Consider the following 13,300-nt stretch of genomic DNA (forward strand, 5'->3'; position numbering starts at 1 on the left):
GCTGTACACATTCTACTGGTGCAAGTAGCTTTCCGGCAAGACTCCTAACTAAATAGCATTGCTAAATTCCGCCAAAAACGAACTGGTGCATCACCATCGCTATGCCATCCGAGCCGATATGCGAGTGGCGATACAGAAATAAATCGAAAAACTTATATAACCGCCAGCGGTGATACTGGCGCCCCGGCATTGTTCCACCCACGTTGTTCGCCGAAATATCCAGCAAAGAGATGAAGGCGGCATGAAACACGATTGTCCAATATTGACAATACACTTCATACCTCAGGGAATTTTGAGACGAACTACGCGTATCGCCTATCGAGTAACGTTCTTCCAAGCCACAGCTTTCCCTGATTCGCTATATGGGATACCCCTCCCCCACCGGTCATCTCCATGCCTCCACGCGAACTCATCTACGAACTCCACTTGCCTGCAGCCACACCATCCAACAACGCAATTAAAGGCATGCATTTCCATGCCTACAAAAAGCTGCGCAACGGCTGGCGCGCCAGTGTGCTCGCGGCCCTTGGGGGCAAGGTGCCCGTGGCAGCGATTACCAGGAGTGCACTGGAGATAGAGAGGTACTGTGCAGGCAGCCTGGACTGGGATAACGCGTATGGTGGCCTGAAACCCCTGCTGGACTGTCTCGTCGCGCCAAGCGCGCGAAACCCGGACGGGTTGGGACTGATTGAGGATGACAGCCCCAGGTTCATGCCTGATGCACCGCGTGTGCTTCAGTTGCCAGCAAAGAGGGGAGATGGCGGCACAGTCGTTCGCATCTATGCCGTCGACTAATTTGCTCAGGCAAAGACGGCGGTACCCGCATTCTATGCAAGACCCTCCGCAGCGAACTTTAGCTTAACGAATCAGCTGACTGACTTTTCTAGCGGTGGCAGGCCTATCGGAGCTACTAGTCGAATTCAAACCGTTCGACCTACGTCTTAACGGTTACAAAGCATTGGAGTTCAGCCCCGTTTGGATTGATTTATTTTCCTGGCGTTTTGCTGACGCACCTGACTTTCCTCGCTACGCCCATTCATCATGTAGTGAACTTCGCATAGGATGCGATACAAAGAGATAAAATCGGCGATGGAATCATGCAGCTCGCCGGCCCACGACAACCGCCCTGCTTCGTCAACAGCAAACTGCAATATAGGCTTAGCATCGACTCGCGTATGGAAAACATTGTTCCGTAGCTCCCTAAGCGGGTCGTCGTGGAGCTTGATTAAGCGTGCAACTTCCACCCACTTAGGAATGACCTCTGCAAAACTTTTCGGACGATTTTTCGTCAGCAAAATGTACATGCCAAGCTTTTCAAAACCTTCGCACGTGGCATGAAGATACCCCAACCAGGATGAAAAATAGATACGAAAATTTACGCCATCGTTCTGGCTCAGGTCATTGTTTTTGTCTAGCTTGTTCCAGAGCTTTTTATAATTTTCTCTCATCAAATCCGCTGCCAGAAAACTATGGGCATAGACGGCCAGAACTCTATCTTGCTCTTGATGTGGAAGGGAGTCGCTCGGGATGTCTCGACTAAGTTCACTGGCTAGTGTTCGCTTTAGTTCCGAAGCATAGTAGAGGATGTATCCGGACGAGACAACTGAACCTGACTTCACTGCACCCTGGAAGCTTGTCTCGATTTCTTCCTTTGTTTCAAATCCATACTTCGCGAACTCAGAGCCGGCAAATCTGGCAAGCCGCCATGCATCAAATCCGTCTATCTCACCTAAACTTCCAAAGTCAAAGTCAACCGCGCCTGAAGGCAGGTCGACCAAACACCCGAAGCCATGCTTGTAGTAGGTCACGCCTCCTACTAGCTCACCATGAGCTGGGATTTCGGTCGCAATCCATTCGCTGGAAGTGACGGGCATTGGTATTCCAGACTGCTGCATGAGTTCAACTGCAGTGCGAACACTGGCTTGATAAGCTAAGACTAATTTTTTGAGCTTCTTGTTCATGGACCTATTGCTTATTTGTTTGTAGAGTGACCCGATGGGCGCGCATGCTGTTAGCAGATGCCCTTCCCAGCAATATTTATATAACCATAGTACAATTTCCACAAGGAAATTATATTTAGGTACAAATAGAATCCGCAATTGATAGGGTCACCGACGAAATCATCGACGCCGAACAGCTTTGGTTGATTGAAAACGTCGACAAGGAACGCTACTCCACTTACAACGCGGACTATGACGTTAGTGGCGAGGCGAAACATCGGCCGCGGCAGGCTGGAAAAACTAGGTTCGAAACTTATGGGCCTCCCAGCGCCCTAGCCTGGACTGGGATAGCGCGTATGGCGGCCTGAAGCCCTTGCTAGATTGCCTTGTGTCTCCGAGCACGCGGAATCCTGACGGTCTTGGGTTGATTGAGGACGATAGTCCAAAGTTCATGCCAGAGGCGCCGCGGATGTTCCAGTTGCCAGCAAAGAGGGGGCGGGATATGCGGTGGCGAGAATTTACGCCATCAATTAACCCGGCGAAGGCAGCTGTAGTGAGGTAGGTTTACGCGTACCTTCCCTCAGCAGTTGAGCATCTGGACTGGTTAGAAAGTATTGGCGCTAAAGACTTAGCGGCACTTATACGCCTGCCGAGGCAGGGTGTTCAGCGTCGGATGAGCAAGCGAGTTCTGGACGAATTGGACCGAGCCTAATGGCCTAGCGGCTGAGATGTTTCGGTGGATTGTAGTAAACAAGCTACTTCTCGCAACCAATGCAATTGACGATGACTTATACTATTTTGACGCAGCGACCAAATCCCTTCGAGGTCCTTCGTCACCACCGGAAAGGTCGCCAGGTGAGAAAAGATTTTTCATATCTTTTACTCACTCCCGGCGTTGACCTCTTTCTCCTCAATCCCTCACATTTTTAAAGTGATTATATGACGGAACTACCACCTAAACGCCTCTTAAAAACTATGACCGGACACTACCATGAACTTATGGCTGTATTTGCACGAACGTCCGCTCACAAATTACCAAGTGCAATGGGCGCGTTGCGAGAGGATGCGGTAGCTAAGTTCGTAAAGACGTGGCTATCCAATCGCTACATGGTCCCGACGAATGTTTTTGCCACTACGAGAGGAGGCGACGAATATCCTTCCGAGCTTGACTTGGTCATCCATGACGGTAACGAAGGCGGAGTTTGGCCTCTGGATGCTGACCACGGCAATAGCGTGGCGAGTTGGGAAGAAATCAGCCTTGTAGTTCAGGTAAAGTCCACCCTCGATAAGGGTACATTCGAGTCCGCGTGTAAAACAATGAGTGATATAGACACCTTCGCCAAGACTTCCGGGACGGAACGGCCATTTACTGCTTTATTTGCGTTCCGCGTGGCAGAGGATTTTCACGCCGACCTTTTAGAGAAATTTGCCTACTCATCTAGCGGAACCTTTCCGTTTGATGCCTTTTTCTTACTAAACGAGGGTGCGTACTTTTCAGACCCACTGAGAGAATTACGCGTGGGTTTAAGGAGCGGCTTAGGACCGATTTTAGTGAGGAACGATGGTCCCTCGCAGGACACGTTCATACTGGAGGACTGTATTGAAACCCGTATCCCTAATGGATACCGATGCGTTGGCTCGTCGCCCGAGGAAGTGCTACTTTCTCTCGCCGCATTAGCTACGTTGGCAACCGGTGGTGAGGAAACCACTCAAGCATTAATCACTGCATGTATGCACTCGAAGCACCACCCTATTTTTTAGGTAGACAGTTTCTTTCCTTACGGCCTACTTGGAAGAAAACTATTTCGCCATTATGCAGAGAATGGTGAAAACCGCCGATTTGCATGTAAACGATGGAAATTCCGATGAGATAGACAGATACTGTCCAGGCCGTATGTACTAGGATATTCACTATCCCAATCATTCACGATGTAATTCGTTCCTAGCTTATACTTTCCCTACGCCCATGTTAGATTTCGCGTATATTTACTCTTTTGAAGCACCAATCCCTTGGAGACACTATGACGTCGTACGCAGAGTATGTTGAACAAATCGCAAAATTGCAATCCTTGGCCGAGGCTGCCCGTAAAGATGAGCTCAGTGGCGCAATCAAGACAATCAAAGACTTGATGCAGCAGCACGGCATTACCGTGGAGGACCTCGCTGGCGGAAGTCGTGCAAAGCCAGTAAAAGTGAAGGGTTCGGTACCGGCACAATTCAAGAACCCTGAAACGGGTGAGACCTGGACCGGGCGTGGTCGTGCGCCACGCTGGCTTGATGGCAAAGACAAAGAAGAGTTCCGTATCAAGGATTAATCCTCAGCATACTGGGGAAGGAGAAATCATTTGATTGATTACACTGCCGTTCGCGCGGAGCTACGAAATTTAAGCCGCGGCAGTCTATTGGTCATTGCAGAGCGCGCTGCGGAACTCCTTCCAGCAGAACAACTGAGTGTGCTGTTAGGCGAAATCGTGAACATTGAAGCGACAACCCTCGCCCCTGTAGCAGCACTGATTGACGACACACGCCAATTCGTCAATGCGGCCATGGCTGGGCATTATTACGAGGCTGTCGAAATCAATAACCGAGGCCGCCAAGAGCAATCCATCGGCACAGATGCTTTCGTTGCGGAGTTCGACCGGCTCGTGCGACGATATGTGCTTGCGCAAGAATACGGACAGTTTGCAGATACGCGGGACAGTATCGAGCTTCTACTTGACTTATTACGCCACATTGACGCAGGAAAAGACGATGTCCTGTTCTTTGCCGACGATGATGGGGTTCTGAATGTCAGCGTCAACTGGCATTCGCTACTTCCCGCGTATTTCAGGTGCCAAGCAACCATCTTGCCACCAGTCGAATTTGCGCGTACCGTTGTGGCGACCATTGATGAATTTGTGAGCTATGGCTGGCCACACTATTTGGCCGCAGCGTATGTCGTCGCCGATGATGCGCAGCGCGATGCCCTGGAGACTTTAGTCAGCACTGGAACTTGATTGCAGGACTTGATTGCGAGTCAACCGGGAAATGAAGTTAGTGGCTTGCTGCCGCCAAGGATGCGGGTTTCTTTGAGCTGGCCACCGAACTGGCCAACCGCAGCCCGTCAGACGCGAGGACACTCACTCGCGCCGCAAAAGACGATGCTGTGAAACAGCGGGAGTTCGCGTTGGCAACTGGCATGACGGCGCTACGTGGCATCGCGGATGGGTGGGCCTACGACATTACTGGCGTTAACGTGCTGGATGCGTACGCTGCCGTGATGGCGGCGGCCAGCGCCTTCAGCTAGGATGAGCACTTAGTTAAGTCGGATGTCCGGTCGCTAGCGGCGGAAAGTCGTCGCAGCGGTGAGTGAATCTAACGACGGTTCCGTTTCTTTGACGCTTGGGCCGCCTTCCTCTTCCGTTTCATTGCCCGCATCTTCTGCTTGTCACCGGTGCCTCCCTCTTTGTGTGGAAAATAATCGCCAACCGAGTCTTTGGGGAATTCATCGGCGTGATTGGCATAGACTGTGTCTTCCGAAAGCATTCGCCCGAAGTCCACGTTACGCATCTGATACGTCTGGTTTGCGGTCAACCGTGCCATCTCGTCGACACTGAGAAAGTCAATTCGACCGTTTGGAAGAGACCGCACATTGAACAGACTATCTTGGCCTCGAAGGCCCTTGGCAAAGTGCATCCTTCCGTTTTCCAGGTGCTCGCGCGCATAGTTCAGGCGCTCCTCAAACTCGCCCCTAGTTGAGGGCGTGTCCATACGGGTAAACTTCATGTAGTTGCTCTCTAAAATTTGTCAAGTATCACTCGAGGCTCACCATTGACCCGAAGAATCCATCGCATCTGCCAGCCTTCTGGCAGTGCAAATGCCTCCCGCTCAATCGCAAGTAAAGCGCACTCATGTCGACGACTTGAAGCAGAGCCGGTAAGCGTACTTCCATCCCTCCAATGGTACCGCACTGTGCTCGACGCCTGGGTCCCCACCAACTGCAGAAATCGCGGCGTTGGAATAGCCGGAGTTATGGAGCCGAAGTAAGCAATGGTTGGCAGGACTCTGCCACAGACAGCGAAGGGCTCATCGGGGCCCGGATGGGGCAGCTCGGTTGCCTTGAAAGTAGGTGGCGTGAGTCGTACTGGCTGTGGCTGCCCAGGAGGTGCGAGGTGTGATGTGAGCTCTACCTGAACGGTACGACATCCAATTTCAAGGAGACATTGAAAATCCAGGAAGACCAAGCCTTCATATGACGGCAGATAGTTTCGTTCCCTGCCGCTTTCAACGCACTCCACGAGGCTTGCCAGCAGGTTCCTTCCGTTCTCGGGTTCCAGAAGACTCTCTGGGTTATAGGCCCTGAGCGAGGCTTCGGCCCTTCTGAGCTTGCTGCCAGGCATGGGCTGAAAGAGCGCGGTGTTGAGCGCATGGCGAACGGTTGATGCCCACCGGCCGGTTGGAAGATTAGGGTCCTCTCGCCCGCCCTCCGCGACAAGCGATTCCAACGAGCAGGCCATATCGACTGTCAGCGGCAAACAGGAGTCGGCCATCTGGGCGGTGAACGCTTTAAGGGAGTCTTCTGTAAGAACACCTAGTCGGGACAAATCCCGCCATAGCTTGCGAAGCGACAACGGTACAAAACTTGGCGGCTCTTTGTCTGTAGCAGGAGTTGAAATGGGACAGCCCTCAGGGAATCGCTCCTGTAGCGTCTTGAAGGCACTCACTGCCGAATCGACACCACGCTTGCTCGCGCGCTCAGCGATTCGCATGAACGTCGCAAACCGGACCAAATGCCGACACTGCTCGAGAACTTGAGCACTCTCGATATGCGGCTCAATGTATTGCCACAACCGCACCGGGTCTTCACGGGAGAGAATGTCCAGCGTTGCAGAAGCGATATCTGCCCGATTACGCCGGTCCATCGAGACAGCAAGACGGGCGAGCTTTGATAGCGAATCTCCGTTCGTACGGGCAACCCACAACACCATAGCCGCGCCGCCGTCACGGCGTTCCCAAGCCGGATGGTCTAGTGTCCAAAGCAACAGTTCAAGGAGGGACTCAGACGCAGCCCCAGCCGCAGAGTTACCGATGTATGCGAACGACGCTGATGAGGCGTCGCCCAAGATTTGCCTGACGTGGTCAATGGCTAGCACTAGAAGTGCCGTTTGCTGGGCTGCATCGGCCTTTTTTCCAACCAGAGATATGAGGTGGGATGCAATCGCCCAACGTTGCGTATGGCGCTCTTCGAGGGCCAGTGGTACATACAGTCTGGCGAGCTCATCGGCGTTCTGCACTTGTTCGTTGATGAGTCGGTCAGCGTCGCGGCCGGCATGACTGTCCGACCAAACCGACCATCCTCCTGCCTGCAGGGTCTGGAGTGCCCCGATGCACTCTTTAGTTGCCGTTGAAAAGTTGCGTCGGCTCAGCTGTATGCGTGCACTCTCAATTTGAGTACGCGCGCCCCTTATCGCTGAACGTTTGCCAAATGTCCCTGCCAGGAATAAACGGTCCTCCTCGGCATCCGCCTCGGCAACGTCACTGGTCGACTTATTGGTGTCAGTTTCAGGTCTTGCTGCCTTGTCTCTGTCATCTTGCTCATAGCGAAGACCGAAACTCGATGTCAGCTGTTCAATCTGGCGCTCATCAAGGTTGGACCTCACCTCATCCAAGAGACGCGCGAAGTCGGGGCGAAGGTCGGTCGGCAAGCTTGGGACAAGGGTCCTTAAAAGCAGCCACGCTCGCTCAGAGTTCAACGAGTTTGTAATCGAGTAGACCCGGGCCTTTGCCCGCGTCAGGTCGTCAGGGCTATTGACCAGTTCCGAAATGATGGCAGCATACTCTCGCCCCCAGTCGGTCAGGTGCCGTTCGTCGCCATGTTGGTAGACCTCGAGGAGTGCCCAACGCAACTGCCAGTTTGCCTGTTCACTCGTTTGGCGCAACAACGCGAGCAGCGCGGCCTGCTCCTCCAGCGCTGCCCCCGGAAACCGCATACCAACAAGGGTTGAAACGCGGTCGAGGTTGCCACTCGTCGCCTGCGCGAACAACTCGTCGAGGGTTCCACAGCTCTGATGTTGGAAGTATCTCACTGCATCCGAGAAAAGGGACCGACGGCAGAGCTGCCCGATGAAATTACCCTTGTCGGCACGGACAAATCGTTGAAACGTCATCTCGCCCGTAGCACCCTCCAAGAGGCCAGCGATTTGCGCGAGCGACGACGCCTGAACCGGCGACGTAGCGGGTAGCGTCTCCAAGGCGCCGGTCATCATCGACAGCTGGTCTTCCTTGTACCAACTCGGCCCCATCGAGCACGACAGCACCGATTTATAGGTTCTAAGCGCCTCCTCGGGCGCTTTCAGCCTGACCAGCAGCGGGACAATTTGCAGAAGCTCTGGTACGAGCTCAAACCTGTTCTCCACATTCGCTGCGACATAGTCCCTCCAGGCCAATACGAGCGAGAAGACCTTGTCTGCGCTCGGTCCTTCGAGTCCTCGCTCGATGAAGATGCGCAGCACCTCTTGGAGCGCCTGCCGAAACCCTTCGTTGTAGAGGCCTAACTGTACGTCGAACCCACGCTCTATAGCGTCGAGCAAAACCGCTGCTTTCGTCGGGAAGCAATCTAGCACCAGCTTTGCGACGCGCCGGTACAGCCGCGGAACCACGGTCTCGGGAATCAAGTAGCTGGACTCCCAGTGGATACGCGATTCAAGCTTGAACGAGAGGCAAGGAAGAAGGGTGTCGGCTACGAACGACCATACCGCGTCCAAGGCCGTTTGGTCTTTTGCCGCCATGGCCCTCCGGCCCTTGCCGTCGCACCATGCAACGGCTCGTGCGATGACCTCGAGCACCCCTTCCCAATTCTCGGTGGTCGGCATTTGCACGAAAGGCTCGGCATATCCGTGCCCAAGGAACGAGGATGCTCGAAGGCGCAGCATCGCATTCTCGAAAATGGCTTCGTCAGGGTGCGCTCGACTCTTCTCATAGAGGAGCAGCGTCCCGTCACCTATATCTAAGTCCGCGGAGTACGTCTCGACAAGGTGGGGAGCCGCGCCCGCTTCAATCAAGGCATCTGTGAATACGAACCGTCGGTCCTCCGGGAGCAGCGGAGCTCCGATAGTTCGTTCAACGTCCAAGAGCACGAGGTCAACCATTTTGCGCTTGAGCGGGATTCCATACTGCTCTGAATGCATTGCGGCATGCCCAAGGGTCTGCAGAAAGATAAGCAGTTGTTGGCGTAAATCTACGTCGGCCGGCACATCCAAATCCAGGAAAGGTCGGTACGTGCCGTTAAGACAAAGCGCCGCTCCCATCATCTCGCCGTTCAGCGCACGAAGTACATCGTCGCCCTCGTCTGGCGAGAAATTACCATCCTGGCGACGCAAGAAGCCTTCAACGATAGTTCGAATGAATCTGCTAAACGGTGGACTACCACCGGCGGCATGTTCAAGCGAGTAAGCGTGCAGTCGCCAGTTCACTGCCCCGAGGAATTCTTGAATACTGCTACCGTCCGAGAAAAGCTTATCAAAGACTGTATTTAGCTCACGTTGGACAAGGTCCAACACTTCTATAGCGTACACAGGGCTGCCCTGCTGCGTCAAGGCATTTGCAACGGCGAAAGCTTCATCCGCCGAGACGACAAGACGACCGTTGCGGACGACGTGCCTAAGGGCGCTATCAGTTTTGCCGAGTGAGATGAGCGCCAGAGCCACGAGCTCGGCTGACTGCACGAAGAGTGTGTTGTACCGAAAGGTGAGCCGCTGGGAGAGAAGAAGCAGGCGAATGATGTCGGTTGCTGTCCCGACACTGGCAGCCGCAGCGAGGGTCTCTTCAATATCCGCGAGCAGGACATCTGGCTCTGCGCCGAGTAGCACAGAGTCGTCAACCCAAGCCTGCTGACAGCCTTGGATGGCCCGAAGAAGACGCTCTCGGCCGCCCCTCAGTCCGTGGTAGACCTTGTTTAGAACTCCATAGTCACCGCTCTCGCTCAGGCTGCAAAAGCCTTCAAGACGCGCGTGCACCCATTCGCTGATGGTTGCTGTCTTGTGAACGACGAACTCTGAGAATGACGGATGATAAATCGCAGTGTTCCCGGGATTGGCAAGCAGATGCCGAACGCGAACGAGCGTGGAAGGAAACACTCCCGATTCGGCAGAGGTCAGCATGCTTGTCAAATTATTGGCCGGGATACCCCAACGCAGTCGGGCAATAATACCTAGTAAATTGACGACGTCAGCATTGGGCACTAACTTGGCCCAGATGGTCTCGTAATAGTCTTGAATGGAGCCGCTGAACACCGGTAGCTCAGCAATGTCACCCTGGGTGGCTCCGCTGTTAACTAAGTCAGCCAAGTACCGAAGGTAGAGCGGGTGTCCCATCGCTCGGTCGCATAGTTCTCCCACGATTTCCGTAGTGCCCTTATCCTCGTCAAGAAATTCGACACAAATCCTGTATTGAATGTCGCGGTCCAGGTTAGGGAGGGTCAAGCGCTCAGAACCCAGAAAAATTGTCCCGAGGCTGTCGGCAATTGAATCTAGTCCGACGCCGGTAATTACCACCACCAGGCCGTCAGGCACCTTTTGCGGCAGCAGATTGACAAATCGTCTTAGAGTTTCTTCGCCTGCAGCGACCGCTTCATTTATGCCGTCAATGAAGAGAAGGCCCACCCTTCCCGCCTTCGCACACCGCTTTGCCAAAGATTGAAGTACCTCGTCGGTCTTCGCAATGAGCTGGCTGTACGAAAGCTCCATCAACCTGGCTGGCTGGCCCGTCGCTCTTTCCGATAGCAGGGAGTTCGCCCAGTCGAAGAATACCTCTGGTTGTGCTTGATGTGCTGGCGTTGAGCCACGGACGCGCTCAGTAAAATGGTACACGCCGAGTCTATCCAGCTCTGGTAACTCTGGCCTGAATTGTTGGCAATACGTAGACTTGCCGACGCCGTGCGAGCCATCGACAAAGACGTATCCACCGCGCTTCCTGACGATGGCAGCCTCGAAGAGCGCGTCAAAGGCTGGCCGCGTTCCAATTGGTCCCGGGTCTTCATTTTCATTTAGCTCCTCGGGCAACACGCCATTCGCCTGCAAGAATGGCTTCATAATCGAGAAGCTCAAGGCTCCGATGGCACTGTCTACGTTGAGTCGCAATAGACCTCTGCAGGCAGAGCCCACCATAAACGCGGAGCCGGAGAGCCCGTGGTAAGCCGACAGATGTGTTCCTGGCTCTACAGACAGGTCCAAGTCGATGCCATGTACCCGCTCTGGCAACACTTGCTGAATCTCGCCTCTGACGACGTGGCCCAGCTGCAATTTTGTCACAGGGTAGCCGAATGCGAACCACTTCTCGCCGGGACGCAGGCCATCGACGTTAATGAGGATGGGTTCGACGCTGAGCGGGGTAGATAGTTGCAGCAGGCAAATATCGAGGTCTTTGTCATGTGGACCAACGACCACCGCGTGTTCAAATGCGGATGAGCCAACTCCAAACCGAACAAAGACGGGTTCGTCAGCACTTATTGCGGTTTCGACGCAGTGATATGCGGTGAGGACGACGTCCGCCGTGATAAGCCACCCGGTTCCGGACTCGTCCTTGCTAAGTACTTGGCACGTGGCCTGCTTGATTTCATCTTCAGTCACAGTTGCTCCCCCAGTTGAATCCAGTCGTTCTCAGCTAAATGGACGCTGAAGGCTGTGCCGGACTTCGATGTATGTGATTCAAGCTCCTTGGAGGCAGCAGTTTCGTAGTTGAAAAATAGGTGTCTCTTGAATGGCGCCGGTCGGTCCACGATTTCGGCCAGCACCTCAAAGTCCGGATGGCCATGGCGGGTCCCATCGGATGAGACGAGGAAACAGGGCGAGTCTGCAACAGATAAGAGGTCTACGCTTGTGTTGTGGCGACTCCCGTGATGCGAGACCTTGATGACATCAAAGATGATGGGCGTCGTCGGCGTATAAAGCGACCGCAGCTTTGCTGCGACATCTTCGGCCCAAGCATCTCCAAGGAAGAGAGCTCGTTTGTTTCCCTTGGAGATGATGAGCGTGATGGAGCTGCCGTTCGCTATTGAGGTGTCGGGCGTGTAGACTTCCTCGAGCCGCAGACTTCCGTTGGCAGCTATGGGGTTGGCCCGAGGGACGGCAGGAGCCGGCGCGCTGGCGCACCACATCTCATACGCATCGTCAATGAGGTCGGTGGGTTGAGATGAACCCTTATAGCCAAGTTTTCGAACCTCTTTCAGCCAGCGGCTGCGCAGTTCTTCGAGACGGGCGGTGGCAGGCCCTATGACTTGGACCCTCACATCACTTGACAAAGCAAGTGCGCCACCTTCACTGATGCAGGTCGAGCCGTTGCCCGAGTTCCAGGTGTAGCCATGCTCCCGAAGGAGCTTGGCGAGGGAACTACCTTGTCGAGCACTTATGGGGGCCGGTGAAGATATTGGGGCTCTCGGAAAACCACGCCGCCGAATGGCCTCAAGAACCATACGGTCATGAAAGCCGTCAGGCTCCGCGGTCGGGGCAGGCAACGACCGTAGGCTGTTGTGCCAGACGGCGTCGACCTCAATGCCTCGTTTGGCTGGAGTGCCGTTGCCCGAGAAGAACTCCAGAAGGCCGCCGATGTGGTCGGCGTCGATATGCGTGCAGACGACCAGGTCAAGCCGCCCCCCACCCTTTGCAAGCTGCGCCAAGTCCGTAGCAATGAAGTTTTGGTAGGTACTCGCGAAACCAGCATCAATGAGGAGGTATGTACCGCCGGCGTCAATAAGGAAGGCATCGCCGTTTCTGGCGGTGTACATTTTCAGTCTAAACATGTAAGTGGGTAAGCAGAGTGGTGTTTCTACGTCAAATGTAATTATCCAGTGTGCACGGTCAGATGTGCTAGCTCCCAAAGCTTCTCGCTTTCGCATAAACCACATAGCACGCCATTTTACGCGCTCTGTCTTGCAGTGCGTTCTTAGGTGCGCCGCAACCTTCAGCATATTTGGTCAGAATTGCTGTTACTTCCTACCATTCTTGCTTAGGTTACCACGACGGCACACCAGTTTGCGGCGGGGTCTCAAACACCGCGGTCGCAGGATGTCCAAAGTAGTCGATTCTGACATCAACAGGTCATAAAAATCCTCGGCACGCACCGCCGTAGTATCGGCTGCCCGGATACGTATTAAGAGAAGCCCTGCGAGCTTGAACTGTAGATTCTTCAGCCAATTGCATTCGACCACCTCGCAGTCGTGATTAAACGAATTCAGTTCAATACATATGATAGGGTCATCATCCGCGGTGCATAAAAGTACGTTGACCTGCGCTGACCAAGCTTAAGCAGCTGGAAATGGTGCAGCAAAAAATCCAGCTTTTAAAAAGCATGTGAATTCTTTGGTATGGTCGCAAAGGTAATGCGGC

General features: G+C 53.9%; 9 protein-coding genes. 4 read left to right on the forward strand and 5 right to left on the reverse strand.

Going from position 1 to position 13,300, the window contains the following annotated elements:
- Window positions 1–61: 61 nt before the first annotated feature.
- Window positions 62–250 carry a hypothetical protein gene (locus tag ACPJXG_RS20140; RefSeq protein WP_425252122.1) on the reverse strand — a complete coding sequence of 63 codons (189 nt, stop codon included), beginning with the start codon at window positions 248–250 and terminating at the stop codon, window positions 62–64.
- A 143-nt stretch (window positions 251–393) separates the two neighbouring features.
- Between ACPJXG_RS20140 and ACPJXG_RS20145 the strand changes: the two genes are divergently transcribed.
- Window positions 394–795 carry a hypothetical protein gene (locus ACPJXG_RS20145; RefSeq protein ID WP_425252123.1) on the forward strand — a complete coding sequence of 134 codons (402 nt, stop codon included), beginning with the start codon at window positions 394–396 and terminating at the stop codon, window positions 793–795.
- A gap of 170 nt (window positions 796–965) precedes the next feature.
- Here the strand turns inward: ACPJXG_RS20145 and ACPJXG_RS20150 are convergent, their stop codons facing one another.
- The gene (locus ACPJXG_RS20150) at window positions 966–1,961 is read right to left on the reverse strand and encodes a DUF6896 domain-containing protein (protein WP_425252124.1); all 996 of its coding nucleotides are present in this window, start codon (window positions 1,959–1,961) and stop codon (window positions 966–968) included.
- Between the two features lie 918 nt (window positions 1,962–2,879).
- On the opposite strand from ACPJXG_RS20150, the gene ACPJXG_RS20155 reads away from it, so the two are divergent.
- The 3 genes from ACPJXG_RS20155 to ACPJXG_RS20165 all read left to right on the forward strand — a co-directional run bounded on the left by ACPJXG_RS20155 (window position 2,880) and on the right by ACPJXG_RS20165 (window position 4,936).
- Window positions 2,880–3,701, forward strand: a complete 822-nt coding sequence (locus tag ACPJXG_RS20155) for a DUF6602 domain-containing protein (RefSeq protein WP_425252125.1) — start codon at window positions 2,880–2,882, stop codon at window positions 3,699–3,701.
- A 260-nt stretch (window positions 3,702–3,961) separates the two neighbouring features.
- Window positions 3,962–4,255, forward strand: coding sequence for an H-NS family nucleoid-associated regulatory protein (locus ACPJXG_RS20160; RefSeq protein WP_425252126.1), 294 nt, complete (start codon window positions 3,962–3,964; stop codon window positions 4,253–4,255).
- Between the two features lie 30 nt (window positions 4,256–4,285).
- A complete protein-coding gene (locus tag ACPJXG_RS20165) occupies window positions 4,286–4,936 on the forward strand; it encodes a hypothetical protein (RefSeq protein ID WP_425252127.1) in 651 nt (216 codons plus the stop codon).
- 358 nt (window positions 4,937–5,294) lie between these two features.
- On the opposite strand, the gene avs1c is transcribed toward ACPJXG_RS20165, so the two are convergent.
- From avs1c to avs1a, 3 genes are read right to left on the reverse strand one after another with little or no spacing between them, the layout of a single operon-like run.
- Entirely contained in the window at window positions 5,295–5,705 is a 411-nt protein-coding gene (gene avs1c, locus ACPJXG_RS20170; protein ID WP_425252128.1) for an AVAST type 1 anti-phage system protein Avs1c, read from the reverse strand.
- 11 nt (window positions 5,706–5,716) lie between these two features.
- Window positions 5,717–11,545: an AVAST type 1 anti-phage system protease Avs1b gene (gene avs1b / locus ACPJXG_RS20175; protein WP_425252129.1), complete on the reverse strand. Its 5,829-nt coding sequence runs from the start codon at window positions 11,543–11,545 to the stop codon at window positions 5,717–5,719.
- Window positions 11,542–12,699 carry an AVAST type 1 anti-phage system MBL fold metallo-hydrolase Avs1a gene (gene avs1a, locus ACPJXG_RS20180; protein ID WP_425252130.1) on the reverse strand — a complete coding sequence of 386 codons (1,158 nt, stop codon included), beginning with the start codon at window positions 12,697–12,699 and terminating at the stop codon, window positions 11,542–11,544. The genes avs1b and avs1a overlap by 4 nt, the downstream gene beginning before the upstream one ends.
- Between the last annotated feature and the right edge of the window lie 601 nt (window positions 12,700–13,300).

It is taken from the genome of Janthinobacterium sp. NFX145, from assembly GCF_049810325.1.
In the GTDB taxonomy this organism is placed as follows: Bacteria; Pseudomonadota; Gammaproteobacteria; order Burkholderiales; family Burkholderiaceae_D; genus Janthinobacterium; species Janthinobacterium rivuli.